This is a genomic window from Amycolatopsis sp. WAC 04197, from assembly GCF_003947475.1.
Lineage (GTDB): Bacteria > Actinomycetota > Actinomycetes > Mycobacteriales > Pseudonocardiaceae > Amycolatopsis > Amycolatopsis japonica.
On record NZ_QHJK01000008.1, the window covers coordinates 52186 to 67900 of the forward strand.

The 15715-nt window shown below is 69.5% G+C and carries 14 protein-coding genes; 6 read left to right on the top strand and 8 right to left on the bottom strand.

Translation table 11 applies throughout. The features are described 5' to 3' along the window. Positions 1-37: 37 nt before the first annotated feature. On the top strand, positions 38-1192 hold the full coding sequence (locus tag DMC64_RS27320; protein WP_125735856.1) for an agmatine/peptidylarginine deiminase: 1155 nt from the start codon (positions 38-40) through the stop codon (positions 1190-1192). Here DMC64_RS27320 and DMC64_RS27325 read toward each other — a convergent pair. Continuing rightward, a complete protein-coding gene (locus DMC64_RS27325; protein ID WP_198941635.1) occupies positions 1180-1839 on the bottom strand; it encodes a GntR family transcriptional regulator in 660 nt (219 codons plus the stop codon). The two genes, DMC64_RS27320 and DMC64_RS27325, sit on opposite strands and share 13 nt — an antisense overlap. Positions 1840-1942: 103 nt before the next feature. Here DMC64_RS27325 and DMC64_RS27330 point away from each other — a divergent pair, with 103 nt between their 5' ends. Beyond that, positions 1943-2743: a carbon-nitrogen hydrolase family protein gene (locus DMC64_RS27330; RefSeq protein WP_125735857.1), complete on the top strand. Its 801-nt coding sequence runs from the start codon at positions 1943-1945 to the stop codon at positions 2741-2743. Positions 2744-2849: 106 nt separating this feature from the next. Here the strand turns inward: DMC64_RS27330 and DMC64_RS27335 are convergent, their stop codons facing one another. The 3 genes from DMC64_RS27335 to DMC64_RS27345 all read right to left on the bottom strand — a co-directional run bounded on the left by DMC64_RS27335 (position 2850) and on the right by DMC64_RS27345 (position 7170). Then, positions 2850-4175 (bottom strand): S9 family peptidase, encoded by a 1326-nt coding sequence (locus DMC64_RS27335; RefSeq protein WP_125735858.1) that lies wholly within the window; start codon positions 4173-4175, stop codon positions 2850-2852. Continuing rightward, a complete protein-coding gene (locus DMC64_RS27340; protein ID WP_125735859.1) occupies positions 4172-6493 on the bottom strand; it encodes a penicillin acylase family protein in 2322 nt (773 codons plus the stop codon). Before DMC64_RS27340 ends, DMC64_RS27335 begins: the two co-directional genes overlap by 4 nt. A gap of 98 nt (positions 6494-6591) precedes the next feature. Continuing rightward, positions 6592-7170 (bottom strand): helix-turn-helix transcriptional regulator, encoded by a 579-nt coding sequence (locus DMC64_RS27345; RefSeq protein WP_073843646.1) that lies wholly within the window; start codon positions 7168-7170, stop codon positions 6592-6594. Between the two features lie 249 nt (positions 7171-7419). On the opposite strand from DMC64_RS27345, the gene DMC64_RS27350 reads away from it, so the two are divergent. Then, positions 7420-8625 (top strand): lytic transglycosylase domain-containing protein, encoded by a 1206-nt coding sequence (locus DMC64_RS27350; RefSeq protein ID WP_125735860.1) that lies wholly within the window; start codon positions 7420-7422, stop codon positions 8623-8625. A gap of 182 nt (positions 8626-8807) precedes the next feature. Further along, a complete protein-coding gene (locus DMC64_RS27355; RefSeq protein ID WP_125735861.1) occupies positions 8808-9236 on the top strand; it encodes a pyridoxamine 5'-phosphate oxidase family protein in 429 nt (142 codons plus the stop codon). Positions 9237-9281: 45 nt separating this feature from the next. On the opposite strand, the gene gcl is transcribed toward DMC64_RS27355, so the two are convergent. From gcl to DMC64_RS27370, 3 genes are read right to left on the bottom strand one after another with little or no spacing between them, the layout of a single operon-like run. Continuing rightward, entirely contained in the window at positions 9282-10976 is a 1695-nt protein-coding gene (gene gcl / locus DMC64_RS27360; protein WP_125735862.1) for a glyoxylate carboligase, read from the bottom strand. 3 nt (positions 10977-10979) lie between these two features. Continuing rightward, a complete protein-coding gene (locus DMC64_RS27365) occupies positions 10980-11867 on the bottom strand; it encodes an NAD(P)-dependent oxidoreductase (protein WP_125735863.1) in 888 nt (295 codons plus the stop codon). Continuing rightward, positions 11864-12691 carry a hydroxypyruvate isomerase family protein gene (locus tag DMC64_RS27370; RefSeq protein ID WP_125735864.1) on the bottom strand — a complete coding sequence of 276 codons (828 nt, stop codon included), beginning with the start codon at positions 12689-12691 and terminating at the stop codon, positions 11864-11866. Before DMC64_RS27370 ends, DMC64_RS27365 begins: the two co-directional genes overlap by 4 nt. Before the next feature lie 173 nt (positions 12692-12864). Here DMC64_RS27370 and DMC64_RS27375 point away from each other — a divergent pair, with 173 nt between their 5' ends. Both DMC64_RS27375 and DMC64_RS27380 read left to right on the top strand, forming a co-directional pair. Further along, positions 12865-14019: an epoxide hydrolase family protein gene (locus tag DMC64_RS27375; protein WP_125735865.1), complete on the top strand. Its 1155-nt coding sequence runs from the start codon at positions 12865-12867 to the stop codon at positions 14017-14019. 43 nt (positions 14020-14062) lie between these two features. Then, positions 14063-14878: a MerR family transcriptional regulator gene (locus DMC64_RS27380; protein ID WP_125735866.1), complete on the top strand. Its 816-nt coding sequence runs from the start codon at positions 14063-14065 to the stop codon at positions 14876-14878. Between the two features lie 44 nt (positions 14879-14922). Here the strand turns inward: DMC64_RS27380 and DMC64_RS27385 are convergent, their stop codons facing one another. Further along, entirely contained in the window at positions 14923-15714 is a 792-nt protein-coding gene (locus DMC64_RS27385; RefSeq protein WP_125735867.1) for an alpha/beta fold hydrolase, read from the bottom strand. Position 15715: the final 1 nt, after the last annotated feature.

The following is a 15715-nucleotide window of genomic DNA, read 5'->3' on the forward strand; positions in this document are numbered from 1 at the left end:
CTATCGTATCCACACCGGTCCGACCAAGGAGTGCAGAGTGTTCGCTTCGTCCCTTCCCCGCCGCACGGTCCTGCGCGCGCTGACAGCGGTCGGCGCGGTCGCCGCCGGGAGCGCGGGATGTTCGGAGAACCCGGCCGCGCCCGCTCCGGCGGCAGGCTCGCCCGAGCCCGCCGCGGCGGCGGCTCGCAGGCTGGGCGCCGAATGGGAAAGTCACGCGCGCACCTACCTGTCGTGGCCCGCGTCGAAGTCCATCTGGGCGGAGGATCTGCCCGCCGTCCGCGAGGAGATCGCCGGTCTGGCCAAGGCGATCGCCGGCTACGAACCGGTGGTGCTCCTCGCCCGGCCCGAGCACGCCGACGCCGCTCAGCAGGCTTGCGGGGACACCGTCGAGGTCGTCCCGATCCCGGTCGACGACCTGTGGGCACGCGACACCGTCCCGGTGTTCGTCGAGGAGGGCGGCAAGGTCGCCGGGGTCGATTTCAACTTCAACGGCTGGGGCGGCAAACAGAAGCCGCACGACAAGGACAACGCCGTCGCGAGGTCCGTGCTGGGCAAATACGGGCTGGCCCGCACGGAAACCTGGATCACCGCCGAGGGCGGCTCGTTCGAGACCGACGGGGCCGGCACGTTGATGGTCACCGAAAGCTCACTCGTCAACGACAACCGCAACAAGGGAAGGACCCGCCAGGAGATCGAAGACGAACTCAAGAAACTGCTCGGCGCCCGGAAGGTCATCTGGTTCGCCGGTGTACGCGGCGAGGACATCACCGACGCGCACGTCGATTGCCTGGCCCGGTTCACCGCGCCCGGCGTCGTCCTCCTGGACAAGGCGGCGCCCGGCACCCCGCCCGATTCGTGGTCCCGCGCGGCCGATCAGGCGAGGTCGGTACTCGCGAGCGCCACCGACGCCGACGGCAGACCCTTCAAGGTGGTCGACCTCGTCCAGCCGGATCCAGCCAAGGTCGAGGACTACGGCGAAGACAGCGTGATCTCGTACGCCAACTTCTACGTCGCGAACAAGTCGGTCTTCGTGCCGAAGTTCGGCGACGCCGAGGCGGACGAGCGTGCCCAGCAGGTCTTGCGCGAGCACTTCCCCGGCCGCGAGATCGTGCCGGTGAAGATCCCGACCATCGCCTCGGGCGGCGGCGGGATCCACTGCTCGACGCACGACCAGCCGGGTCAGCCTTCCTGAGGCAGCACCGACATCACTTCGGACACCGGGCGCAGATGCTCTTCCAGCAACCGCGACGCCTCCTTGGCATCGTGGTCGTTCAGGGCGGCGACGAGCGCCCGGTGTTCCTCGTTGATCACGGTCAGCCGTTCCGGCCGGGCCTCCAGCGCGCGGACCGTGACGCGTTGTTGCCGCGAACGCAGGGTGTCGTACAGCTCGGTCAGGACGGTGTTGCCCGCGGCGTTCACGATGGCGCGGTGGAAGCGGCGGTCGAAGCCCGAGACGGCGAACCAGTCGCGTTCGGCGCCGGAGTTCGCCATCGCCTCGATGAGTTCCGGCAGTTCGGCCGGCGCCCCCGCGCGGTTCGCGCAGAGCGTCGCGATGGCGTGCCCTTCGATCAGGCGCCTGCTCTGGTAGACCTCTTCGAGCTCCCTGGCGGTGACGGTGCGCACCTGCGCGCCCTTGCGCGGCAACAGGCTGATGAACCGCTCCGCGGCCAGCCGGTGGAACGCCTCGCGCACCGGTGTCCTCGACACGCCGACGACACCGGAAACCCACATCTCGTCGAGGAAGCGGCCGCCTTCCAGCTCACCCGAGATGATTCCGTCGCGTAGCCACGTGTAGACCCGCTCACGCGCCGGGCCGCCCCCTTCGGCGGTCACAGTCATCTCGTTCCCCCTCTATGCCGTCACTTTCCGCGACTGAGCCTACACCTGGACCAGTCAAGTATCCATCATGTATACAAGAGTTCCACCTATCGGAAGGGGTCCCATGGTGCACGTCGCGGTGGCGCAGTTCGCGCCCGGCAACGACAAAGAGGCCAACCTCGCCCGCGTCGCCGCCCTCGTCGGCGAAGCGGCCGATCGCGGGGCGCGAGTGGTCGTGCTGCCCGAGTACTCGTTGTTCACCGTACCGACGATGAGCCGGGAATTCGTGACCTCGGCCGAGGAACTCGACGGCCCGTTCGTCACCGAACTGCGCGGGCTGGCGAAGGACCGGCAGATCACCGTCGTCGCGGGTATCAACGAAGCGCTCCCCGGCGGCGAGCGGATCTCGAACACCCTCGTCGCGGCCGGTCCCGACGGGGCCATCGCCGCGCTCTACCGCAAGCTGCACCTGTACGACGCCTTCGGTTTCCGCGAATCGGAGCTGGTCCGGCCCGGCGACATCGAAGCGCCGGAGACGTTCGAGGTCGACGGGATCAGCTTCGGTCTCCAGACCTGCTACGACCTCAGGTTCCCGGAAGTCACCCGCCGCCTGGTCGACGCCGGCGCGGACGCGGTGCTCCTGCCCGCCGAGTGGATGCCCGGACCGCTCAAGGAGGACCACTGGACCACGCTGGTCCGGGCCAGGGCGATCGAGAACACGATCTACCTCGTCGCGTCCGGGCAGGCCGCGCCCGCCGGTTCGGGGCACAGCATGATCGTCGACCCGATGGGCGTGGTCGTCGCCTCGCTCGGCGAACGCACGGGGACGGCGACCGGCGAGGTCTCGGCCGAGCGGATCTCCGAGGTACGCGCCAAGAACCCGGCACTGGAGCTGCGCCGGTTCGCCGTCACCCCGAAGTCCTGAGTATCTTCTGACCCGGAGGTCCGTTCGTGAAGACACGCCCTCGGGCGTGGTGACGCGGCTTCCGTACGCCTGGGTGCCGGGTGGCCGCCCGGCACCCAGGCTCATTTCACGGCACCAACAGTCCCCAGTGGACGGCCCACGGGACGAACAACGCCGCGCCCGCCAGCAGCAGGCCGACCCGGACTCCCCCGCGTTCCTTGCCGCGCCACCACGAAACCGCGGTCACCGCACCGGCGGCGACGACACCGACCGCGATCAGCTGCAACGCGAGCCAGGGCAACGTCCGTCCGAAAAGGACCGGACCCGGCGCCATCGCCGCCCCCGTCGACAGGGCGATGTAATAGGCGAGGAACCCCGCCGTGGCGAGCGTCCCGGTCGACGCGAGCCAGCGTGCGGGCCCGGCGAGCGGAACGCTTTGCGTGCGGCGGAACAACGCCGTGACCGGATAGGCCGCGAACGCGAGCAAAGCCAGCGCCCAGACCCCGATCTGCACCCACGGCGCCTCGTACCAGGCGAGCGGTGCGAGGGCGACGCTCTGGCTCGCCTGGACCGGAGGCGGGTCGGCCGACGGCCCGTCCTTCGTCCCGTTCACCCAGTTCGCCACGAGTTCGAGGTAACCGGGCGCGAAGCCGTCGAGCTTGTCGAAACCGTCGGTGGTCCGCCGGAGCCCGTGCTGGGCCTGGGGGAACACCTTCAGCGTGTACTGCCGGTTCCCCGACCGGTCCAGCGTTTCCCGGAAGATCCGGACGGCCTCGCCGGGCGGGGTGAGCCGGTCCAGTTCACCCCACAGGCCGAGCACCGGCTGCCGCACCTTCTCCAGCACCGGCACCGGGTCGTACCCGGCCTCCGGAAACGCGCCCGCACCCGCGAGGGTCCGCATGTTCGTCGAAGCCACCATGTCCACCATCGAGCCGGTGACCCCGCCCCGCCGTAGATAGGTCTCGAGCGCCCACGCCTGCTGACGATCGGGCGAGACCCCGTTGGCGCCGACGGTGACCGCGAACGCGACATCCTTCGACTTCGACGCGGCCAAGGGCGCGACCCAGCCCCCTTCGCTCAAGCCCCACACCCCGACGCGGGACGGATCCACGCCGGGACGCGAGCGCAGCGCCTGCACGGCGGCGAGCGCGTCGTCGGCCAAGACCGAGTAGTCCCGCTCGAACAGCGAATAGCCCTCGGTCCGCTTGTCGTAGATCAGGGTCGCGATCCCCGCCTTGGCGAAGGCTTCCGCCTCGGCACGGTAATCGTCCCGGTCGTGTTCGCCCGACCCGTGCACCATGACGATGCCCGGCGCCGGCCCGCCGCCCTCCGGCGCGACCACCGTTCCCCTCAGGGTGACCCCGTGGCTGGTGAACGAGACTTCACCGTCCGGAGCCGCCGCGGGCAGCGGTGACGAGACCGCCACGACGGCCGCGAGCATGGCCGCGATCATCGCCTGCTCACCCGGATCACCTCGAGCGACGGCGACGCGAGGATGTCCTTCTCGCAGTACCGTTCGGTGACCCACTGCATGCGCGAGTACAGCTCCGTCTGGTCGCTGTGATGCGCCGACTTCGGGTTCGCGGACTGCGAGTAGGTCATCAGCGTCGTCGTGTCCGGGCATCCGGTCCCGTTGAACGCCACGACGTGCAGATACGTCCCGCCGTGCGTGAACTCGGTGTACCCACGGGCCGGATCCCAAGGCCCGCCGACGGTGTTGTAGACCCCGCGCCCCGCGGTTCCGCCGCCCAGCGGGATCTTCCGGCCGTCGCGGACGACGTAGTGGTTGTCACCGTACGGCGCGTCGAGCGGGATCTTCGCCGCCCGCAGTTCCGAAACGGCGTCGGAGAGCGCCTTGCGGATCGCCGCGTTCCCCGTGTCGAGCGTGTTCGGCGTGTGGACCGGATCCTTGACGTCGAACGGGTTCTTCCAGATCTCCGGCCCCATCCGGTCCACCGCGGCCCAGAACCGGTCGAAGAGCAACGCGCCCCGGCTGCCGGCGTCCGAACGACCGTCCCAGCCCGCCAGCGCCGCGCAGGCGTCGTCCAGTCCCGGCATCGTGCGGCACATCGCGACGACGTCGGCGCGCACGAGTTCGGCGGCGTGGTCCCGGTTCGAGAACATCAGATCCCGCATCGCTTGCCCTGTGAAGCCGCCCTTCTTCAGCTGGTCGGCGATCTCGACGAGACCGGCGCGCGTCCGCATGTTCTGCTCGTAACGGACCGGGCCCACGATCCTGGGGTAACCGGTCTTCGGCTCGGCGGGGTTGACCAGCCAAGAGCTGTCGTTCGAGTTCGCCAGGTAGTCCGACCGGCTCAAGCTCGGCAGGCTGGACGGCCCGAAAGTACCCGGCCGCAGCGCGTCCCGGTCCCGGCCCCAGGCGCACGCCGTCTTGGAACCGTCGAGCACCGCGACCCCGTTGGCGTCGAACAGTTCCTTGCCCAGCGGTGTGTTGCAGCGCGCGGCCTTCTCGTCGGTGACGTGCGGAACCCCGTGGATCTGGCTGAACTCCACCCGGCCCCGGTCGTCGGTGGCGAGGATGTTCATCCACGGCAGCCCTTGGGTCTCGCGGACCGCGCCGATCATCTCCCCCGCCGTCCTGGCGCGGGCGATCGAGAACATCGCGTTCGTCATGCCGAGGTTCGTGGCGTTGGCGTCCGCGATGGCGAACGCGCTCGACGCCGTCCACGGCAGTTCGCGCTGCCCGAGTCGGGTCGTCACCGGGCCGTACCTCGTCGTCCACTGTGGACGCACGACCCTTTCCAGGCTGCCGTCCGCCTTACGCGACAGCACACTCACGTCGGAACGGCGCATCCGCTCGGGCTTCCCGTCGACCAGGTACGTCGTCGGCGAGCCGGGCACGAGCTTCAGCTCGAACAGCGTGTACGTGCGCGTGGTGTCAGTGGCGGTGCCGCTCCAGGCCGCGGTTTCGTTGTGCCCCAGCCACATCAGCGGGATGCCAGGGATGCCGGCGCCGCTGACGTCGAGCTTGCCCGGCAACGTCACCTGCGACTGCCAAAGCCTGGTCCCGCTCAGCTGCCACGGCAGATGCGGGTTGGCCAGCGAGACACCGCGTCCGTTCGCCGACGCGGAGGAGCCGATCGAGATCGCGTTGCTGCCGATTCCGGTCTCCCCGAGCATCTGTTCGGTACCGCGTCCCGCGGGCGGGGCCCCCGGCAGCGACGCGGTGATCGAGTCGGCGACGCCGCCCTGGCCGAAGATCATGCCGATCGCGTGGGCGTGCCGGTGGACGTCGAGTTCGGTGATCGGCTTCAGCCAGCCCGCGCCCCGGCAGGCCGGATCGGTGATCTCGCCGGTGCGCAGGTACTTGTTGACCCCCTCGACGTAACCGCGGATCAGTTCGCGGACCTCGCGGTACGGCCCGCGCGGCGCGGGCGCCGACAGGAGCCGCTCGACGGCGCCGCTCTCGTTGAGACCTTGGAAGTACAGGTCGCTCGCGAGGTTCGTGCTCGCCTGGCTCACCCCGCTCGTCGGCGGCGCGTCCGGCCCCAGCCAGCGGGAACGCTCGGCCCGCGTCGTGACCGCGACGTCCGCGATCGCGCAGATGTTGTCCTTGGCCGCGGCGAATCCCTGCCCGAAGCCCAGGCTCGCCCAGTCGTTCGCGACGATATGCGGGATGCCGTATTCGGTGTAGCGGATGGTGGCGTCCGACCGGGATCGCCCGTCCGGCGGTTGCGCGGCCGCCGCGGTCCCCGCCGCGAGCAGGCTCGCCGCGGCGCAGACGACCGCGATTCTCTTCCAGAGCAGCATGCTGCTCCCCCTTTGTGTGTGGAGTTGTTCGTGAAGACACGCCGTCCGGCGTGGTGACGCGATGCCGGTGGTCGAGTGGCCGCTCTCCCACCGGTTTTTCAGTTCCCTTCCTGCACCTCCCCGTCCGCGTCCGGGAACGCCGTCCAGCGCACGAGCACCTTCCGCGCGTCCGGGCCCGGCTCCGGCCGCCAATAGCGGCGTAAGAGCTCCAGGTATTCGTCGAAGAACTCCTTGAGCTCTTCGAGGTTCACGTAGACCGAGCCGCGCGAGAACACCAGCGCGTCACCCCATTCGCCCAGCTCACCGCGACGCTCGAGGAAGGTCGCCAGCTGTTCGAGGTCTTCGGTGAACGCCGCCCGCTGCGCCTCGTCGAACACGGCGCGCATCTCGTCGTTCTGCTCGCTGTGCCGCGGCCAGCGGATGTCGCGCTGGCGGGCGCGCCACCAGCGCTCCTTGCCGTGCGCGAGCTCCGGCGCCTCGTCGACGAAGTCGTATTTCGCCAGTTCCCGCAGGTGATAGCTGGTCGCGCCCGAACTCTCCCCCAGCTCCTTGGCCAGCTTCGTCGCCGTCGCGGGGCCGCGGCCCAACGCCTCCATGATGCGGCGGCGCAACGGGTGCATCACCGCCTTCAGCACGGCGGCGTCGGCGATCTCTTCGGGTGGCGGCGGACCGGTCATGACACCAAGGTAGCCGTGCAAAGGAGATTGTGCAAAGGTCTTTTTGCACGCGGTTCAGACCACTCCACGCGGCGGCCGCGGATTCTGCTGACGATTCGGTGAACTCAGCGTGAAATTGACAACTTCACTACGAAGGTCTTGTGCCGCCAGGACGAAAACTCGACAGGATCGCGGGTTTTTCGTTGCGTCGTCCCCGAAAACCGGCTCTATCGGATAGTTTTGCGCGGAGTCGACCTTGCGGGAGAGAACATGCCGAAGCACCGCCCTCGACAGACGGACAAGTTGTCCGCCCGGCACCGGACGGCCTTCGCGCTCGCCGGCGGCGCGCTCGCCGTGCTGCCCGCGGTCACCGCGTCCGCGGGCCCCGACGCCCCGATCGCCGCACCGAAGCCGCCCGTGCCACAGAACCAGGCCGCGGCCTGGCAGCCGCCGGCGGGCACGGTCCCGGAGATCGCCGTCGACGGCAGCCTCCCCGAGCCGCCCACCCCGGATCCGCTGACCGTCCCCGGGCATTCCGGCAACATCGGCGGCGCGTTCGCGCCGTCGGGCGCGCTCGGCATCCCCGCCAGCATGATGAAGGCGTACAAGAACGCCGCCGACATCCTCGCGAAGGAACTGCCCGGCTGCCACATCGACTGGGCGCTGATCGCCAGCATCGGCCGGATCGAATCGAACCACGCGCGCGGTGGTTACGTGGACGCCAAGGGCAACACGCTGGAGCCGATCCTCGGCCCGCAGCTCAACGGCGCCGGGCCGTTCGCGGCCATCCCGGACACCGACGGCGGCAAGTACGACGGTGACACGGTCTGGGACCGCGCCGTCGGCCCGACTCAGTTCATCCCGTCCACGTGGAAGGGCTACGCCTCCGACGGCAACGGCGACGGCGAGTCGAACCCGAACAACATCTACGACGCAACGCTGGGCTCTGGCCGCTACCTCTGCTCCGGCGGGGTCGACCTGACGTCCGAGCAGACCCAGCGCGTGGCCGTGTACCGCTACAACCACTCGCTGTCCTATGTGGACACCGTGATCCGCTGGGCGGTCGCCTACCGCGGTGGTGTCGCGACGATGCCGGACAGCCAGGTCCCCGTCGGCGCGCCGGACTCCCAGGACGTCGCCGCCGGTACGCCCGACGGCCAGGTCCCGGTGCCGACCCTGCCCGGCACTCCCCCGCCCGGCACGACCACACCGGGGCCGACCCCGTTGCCCGGCACGTCCGTCCCGCCGAGCAGCAGCACACCGCCGAGCAGCTCTTCGCCGTCGAAGCCCACCAGCACGCCGCCTTCGTCGACGCCTCCCTCGTCGACTCCGCCTTCCTCCACACCGCCTTCGAGCACCCCTCCGTCCTCGACGACGCCTCCGCCGTCCAGCACGTCCTCCGCGGCGCCGTCCTCGACCCCGGCGGGGAACACCGGCGAGACGTCCCCGACCAGCAGCACTTCCCCGACCCCGTGACGCGGCTTCCGACTGCGGCTTGATGCCAGGCCCGGTCCGTGAAGGCCTCCTTGAGGGACCCAGAGTCCCTCAAGGAGGCCTTCACGGACTCGGCGATCGCCCGGCTCCGTAGCCCGGAATGCCCTGAAGTCGGACCGCGTTGTCGCTTCTCGTAGCCCACCTACGAGAGAAGCGAGACACGGATGTCGTCTTTCGTTATGACCGCCGAGGAACGCGAAGCCTTTCTGAGCGAGGTCCACATCGGGGTCCTGGCCGTGGAGCGGGAAGGACGGGCCCCGCTGGCCGTGCCGGTCTGGTACGACTACGAGCCCGGCGGCGAACTGCTGATCTGGATGGACGGCGGTTCGGTCAAGGACAAGGCGATCAAGAAGGCGGGCAGGCTGAGCCTGGTCGCGCAGTCGGAGACGCTGCCGTACAAGTACGTGACGGCCGAGGGTCCGGTCATCGCGAACGACGCGCCGCCGACCAGGGAGCAGGCGCTGAAGATCGCGCAGCGCTACCTGCCGGAGGACGAGGGCACGAAGTACGTCGACGGCGCGCTCAGCGACAACTCCGTACTGGTCCGTGTCCGGCCGGAGAAGTGGCTGAGCAACGACCAGGGCAAGGCCTGACCGCACGACGGTGTCCCGGCGGACGCGCCACCGGGACACCGTCGTTCAGCCCGCGATCGGCTCGAACTCGACGACGCTGTCGAGCGCCTTGCCCATCGCGGCGTTCCCTTCGCGTTCGATCATGATCTCCACCAGCACCGGCCGCGACGTCCGCTCGGCCTCCTTGCGCGCCCACTCCAGCGAAGCCCGGATCTCGCCCGGCTCGGTGACGCGGGTGCTGGAGCAGCCGTAGGCCTCCATGACCTTCACGTTGTCCGTGCCGATCTTGTCGTAGTGGATGTCGACCTCGAAGTTCATCTCGTAGCCGGTTTCGGCCTGCCGGATGAGCCCGAGGTACTCGTTGTTCAGCATGATCAGCACGAACCCGACGTCGTACTGCGCGGCCACCGCCAGCTCCTCGACCAGGAACTGGAACGAGTAGTCCCCGACGACGCCGACGACCTCGGCCTCCGGTTTCGCCTTCTTGACACCGATCGCCGCCGGGATCTCCCAGCCGAGCGGGCCCGCCTGGCCGCACACCTGGTAGTGCCGCGGCTTGTGCGCGCGCTGGAACTGCCCTGACCAGATCTGGTAGAGCCCGATCGCGGTGACGAAGTAGGCGTCCTCGCCGTAGAACTCGTTGATCTCCTTGAACACCCGGGGCGCCTTGATCGGCGTGTCCTCGAAGTCCTCGCGCCGCGGCAGGCTCTGCCTGAGTTCGCCGATGCGCCGCGGCCACGCGCGATCCCGCGCCGGGGAACGCTTCGACGCCGCCTCGATCAGCGCGTCCAGGAAGGCACCCGTATCCGACACGATGCCGAGGTCCGGTCCGAACACCTTGCCCAGCTGGGTCGGCTCGATGTCGACGTGGATGAACTTCCGGTTCCCCCGGTAGACGTCGAGGTCACCGGTGTGCCGGTCACCGAACCGCGCACCGAGCGCCAGCACCAGATCCGCCTCGAGGAAGGCCGCGTTCGCCCAGCGCTGCGAGGTCTGGATACCCGCCATGCCGGCGAACAGTTCGTGGTCCTCGGGGAAACTCCCCTTGCCCATCAACGTCACGCCGACCGGGACGCCGAGTAGTTCCGCCGCGGTCCGCAGCCGGTCGCTCGCGTCGCCGAGCACGACGCCGCCGCCCGCGAGGATCAGCGGCCGCTCGGCGGCCAGGAGCAGGTCCAGCGCCCGCTCGACCCTGGCCGGGGACGGCGTCGCCCTGATGACAGGGAGCGGCGAGTCGATACTGGAGTCCCATTCGATCTCCTGCCGCTGGACGTCGATCGGCAGGTCGATCAGCACCGGGCCGGGACGGCCGGACCGCGCGATGCGGAACGCCTCCCGGAACACCCACGGCAGCTGGGCGGCCTCCTTGACCTGCACCGCCCATTTGGTCACCGGCTTGGCGATCTCGACGATGTCGACGGCCTGGAACGCCTCGGTGTGCAGCTTCCGCGAGTCGGCCTGCCCGGTGATGCACAGGATCGGGATCGAGTCGGCCTGCGCGGTGTAGAGGCCGGTGATCATGTTCGTCCCGGCGGGCCCGGAGGTGCCGATCGCGACGCCGACGTTGCCGGTGGTCCTCGCCCAGCCGTCGGCCATATGGGTCGCGCCCTCCTCGTGGCGCACGATCAGATGCTCGATGCCGCTGTCCTGCATCGCGTGGTACAGCGGGAGGATCGCGGCGCCCGGGCACCCGAAAGCGGTGTCGACGCCCTCACTGACCAGGACGTCGACGACGGCCTGCATGGCGGGGATTCTGCGCATTCCTCACTCCTTGTTTTCCGCGCCGGACAGCGATTCGACGACCTTCAGCAGGGCGGAGTGATCGAGCGAGCCGTGGCCCATCGCCCGTCCGGCGGCGACGAGCTGGGCGACCAGCCCGGTGAGCGGCAGCGCGACGTCGGCCTGCCTGGCGGCGGCGAGCGCGATGCCCATGTCCTTGTGGTGCAGATCGATCCGGAAGCCCGGCGCGAATTCCCGCGCCACCATGGACTTCCGCTTCAGTTCGAGGATCCGACTGCCCGCCAGGCCCCCCGCGAGGACGTCCAGGCCGACACCGGCGTCCACACCCGAGGCTTCGAGCAGCACGATGGCTTCGGCGATCAGCGCGTACGTACCGCCGACGACCAGCTGGTTCGCGGCTTTGACGACCTGGCCGGCGCCGTGCGGCCCGACGTGCACGATCGTCTTGCCGACCGCCTCCAGGATCGTGAGCCCGGCGGCGAAGTCGTCGGCCTCACCACCGACCATAATGGACAGTGACGCCTGCTCGGCCCCGGCCTGGCCGCCGGAAACGGGCGCGTCGAGCACCCGGATCTCGCGTTCCCCGGCCCGCCCGGCCACCTCGATGGAGGTCTCCGGGCGAATGGTGCTCATGTCGATCAGCAGCGTGCCCGGTTTCGCCGCTTCCAGCACCCCGCCCGCCGCCAGCACGACCGCCTCGACCTGCGGGTGGTTCGGCAGCATGGTGATGACGACTTCCGCGTCCGCCACGGCGTCGGTCACCCCGTTCGCGGCCCGGCCGCCCGCGGCCTCCAGCCTCGCGAGCGCGTCGGCGTTCGTGTCGAATCCGCTCACCTCGTGGCCGGCGGCGACGAGATGTCCCGCCATCGGCCCGCCCATGATCCCCAGGCCGATGAATCCCAGCTTGGTCATGCCAGTCCCCTTCGTTCGAAAGGCAGCCACGACAGCGAATCCGCACTCGGGCCGTCGGGTTTGTACTCCACGCCGACCTGCCCGCGGTAGCCCGCCGTCTGCAGCTTTTCCAGGTATCCCTCGATGTCCAGCGTTCCGGTCCCCGGCTGGTGGCGCCCTGGGGCATCGGCGATCTGCACATGGCCGATCCGTCCGGTGTGGACGGTCGTGACCGTGTCGAGGTCGTCACCGTTGACCGCCAGGTGGTAGAGGTCGGCCAGCAGCTTCACGTTGTCCCGCCCGAGTTCGTCGAGCACCTTCAGTACGTCGTCCGCGGTCTTGAGCGGGTACTTCTCCGCCCCCGACAACGGCTCGAGGACGATCTCCGCGCCGATCCGCGCGGCCGCGTCCGACGCGAGCGCCAGATTCGACAAGCCGAGCTTGTCCTGCGCGGCCGGATCCGCGCCGTCGATCCGGTTGCCGTAGAGCGCGTTGAACCGGCGGCAGCCGAGCCGCTCGCCGAGGTCGATCGCGGAGGCGATGCCGCGGGCGAACTCGTCCTCGCGACCGGGCCAGGTGACCAGGCCACGATCACCACCCGCCATGTCGCCGGGAAAGAAGTTCAGCCCGGTCACCGCGACACCCGCCCGCTCGACCGACGCCACGAACGCGTCGACCTCGGCGGCGTCCGGCACCGGCGTCTCGAACGGCCACCAGTACTCGACCGCGGTGAAGCCCGCCGCGCGCGCCGCCTCCGCACGGTCGAGCAGCGGCAACTCGGTGAAGACGAGCGACAGGTTCAGCACGTAGGGCAGCGCGTGACGCGAACCGGCAAGATCAGCCATCGAAACCTCTGCAATTTCGCTCTGCGGAAACTTTCTTTCGTATATCGAGAATAGCCCGCTGGCCTGTCCAGGTCAACGGGCGGTATACCGGCAGCGGGCAGGTGGTCGTCCGGGGTTACTCGTCCCGCCGGAAGTCCACGAACTGTCGGACCCCCTCGTTAGCGTCGGCCGTCATGGACACCACGCCCTTCCGAGCCCGGATCCCGGAGGCCGATCTCGAAGACCTCCGCGACCGGCTCCGTCGCGCCCGCTGGCCCGAGGACGAGACCGTCGACGACTGGTCTCAAGGCGTTCCCGCCGCGTACCTGCGCGAGCTGTGCTCGTACTGGGCCGATACGTACGACTGGCGGGCCGCGGAGGCCAGGCTCAACGCGTTCCCCCAGTTCCGAGCCGAGATCGACGGACTCGGCATCCACTGTCTGCACGTCCGCTCCCCGCATCCCGGCGCGCTGCCGCTGATCCTCACCCATGGCTGGCCGGGTTCGGTCTTCGAGTTCCTCGACGTGCTCGGTCCGCTCACCGATCCGGTCGCCTACGGCGGGGATGCGGCGGACGCCTTCCACGTCGTCGTCCCGTCGCTGCCCGGGTACGGCTTCAGCGACAAACCCGCCCGCGCCGGCTGGTCGATCCAGCGCATCGCCGACGCGTGGATCCACCTCATGGACGGCCTGGGCTACGATCGCTTCGGCGCCCAGGGCGGCGATTGGGGCACCAGCATCACCACGCTCATGGGGCGGAAGGCGCCGGAGCGGCTGACCGGAATCCACCTCACCCCGCCGCTGGCCGCGCCGGATCCGGCGACGTTCGACGACCTGACGGAGTCGGAACGGAAATCGCTCGACGACCTCGAGGGCGCCAAGGCGGACGGTTCGGGTTACGCGATCCAGCAGGCGACGAGGCCGCAGACGATCGGTTACGCCCTGGCCGACTCGCCAGTGGCGTTGTGCGCGTGGATCGTCGAGAAGTTCCAGGCGTGGACCGATTGCGACGGCCATCCGGAGAACGCGCTGAGCCGGGACGCGATGCTCGACGACATCACGCTGTACTGGCTGACCGGCACCGGCGCGTCGTCCGCCCGCCTGTACTGGGAGAGTTTCGCCGAGGTGTCGGGCTGGTTCTCCGAATCCACTGTGGACACGATCGCCGTGCCGACGGGCTGTTCGGTCTTCCCGCGCGAGATCCCGCGTCCGTCCCGCCGGTGGGCCGAACGCCGGTTCACCGACATCCGGTACTGGAACGAACTGGACCGGGGCGGCCACTTCGGGGCGTTCGAGCAGCCGGGCGTGTTCACCGAGGAGGTGCGTTCGTTCTTCCGGCTCGTGCGGTGACCGTTGACTGTGACACCGTGTCAGGCAGTCTGGTGGGAGGACCATGTTCAGTATCGGAGACTTCGCCAAGCACGGCCGGGTGTCGGTCCGGATGCTGCGTCACTACGACGCCATCGGGCTGCTGAGGCCCGCCCACGTCGACCCGTTCAGCGGCTACCGGTCCTACACCGGCGACCAGCTGGCCCGGCTCAACCGGGTGATCGCGCTCAAGGACCTCGGCTTCACGCTCAGCCAGGTGCAGGAGATCCTCGACGCGGAGATCGGCGTGGACGAGTTGCGCGGGATGCTGCGGCTGCGGCGTGCCGACCTCGAAGCGGCCATCGCGGCCGACGAGGCGCGGCTCAAGGCCGTCGAAGCGAGGCTCCGGTCGATCGAAAGCGAGGGAACCATGCCTTCCGAAGACGTCGTCGTCAAAAGCCTCCCCGCGGTGCGCGTCGCCGAGCTCACCGGGACGGCGGGCGGATACGTGAACGACGAGATCGGGCCTGTCGTGCAAGGGCTCTACAAGGACCTGTTCGGCGCGCTCGGCCCGATCACGCCGTCCGGACCGCTCATCGCCTACTACGAAGACGACGCCGACGGCGAGCGGGTGCTGATCCACGCCGCCGTCCCGATCTCGGCCGAAACCGACGGCACCGAAGGATTCTCGACCGTCCGCCTCGCCGCAGTCGAAACCGCGGCGACGATCCTGCACCGCGGCTCGATGGAGACCGTGCTTTCCAGCTACCAGGCACTGGCGAAATGGGTCGACGCGCACGGCTACCGCGCGAACGGCCCGGCGCGGGAGTTCTACCTCGAGTGCCCGGACGACGGGGACCAGTGGGTCACCGAACTGCAGCAGCCGATCACCAAGGCCTGACCAGGACGGGAATTGCCCGCGTCTCGTGAGTGGTAAGGACGGTTCTAACCGCCCTTACCACTCACGAGGCCTGCAAGGAAATCGGTCACGGCGGCCCGGAACTCGCCAGGCGCCTCAAGCCAAGGAACGTGCCCGACCCCGTCGAACCGCACCCGGGTCACCGAAGGCAGCGCCTGCTCCAGCGAGTCGACGGCCCACCGGGGCCGGTTGTCCGCCATCCCGTCCACGATCAGCGTCGGCACCCGCAGCGACCGGCAGGCCGCGACGAGTTCCGCCTCCGGCACCGTCCGCATCTCCTCGGTCAGCGCCGCGTTCGCCTCGTAGTTGACCGGGAACCATGGCGTCGCCATCGCTTCGGCGTGGCGCTCGCCGTCGGTGACGAAATCGGCGGCCCATTGCCGTACCGCGCGTTCACGGCCTTCCCCACGGAGCTCCTCCCCCAGCACCCGCTCGAAATTCCGCTGGAACTCCGCGTGCCATTCGTGCCCGAGGCCGACCCCCGAGACGTAAACGAGCGCGCTCACTCGTTCCGGGTGCGCGAGCGCGTACAGGAGAGCGAGGTGGGCGCCCCACGAATGCCCGAGCACCGGAACACGGTCGAGGCCATGCCCTTCGCGGACGGCGTCGACGTCGGCGACCATCCGTTCGAGTGTGTACGGGCCGCGTGCTTCCGAACGCCCGGCACCGCGCTGATCCCATCGGATCAACCGGAATCGCGGACCGAGGTCGAGGGTGCCGAACATGTCCCACAGGCCTGGACCGCCGTGACAGCACAGGATCGGTTCGCCCCGGCCGGTCGCCGAGGTCCACAGCTCACGTCCGTCGTCGGTGATCATC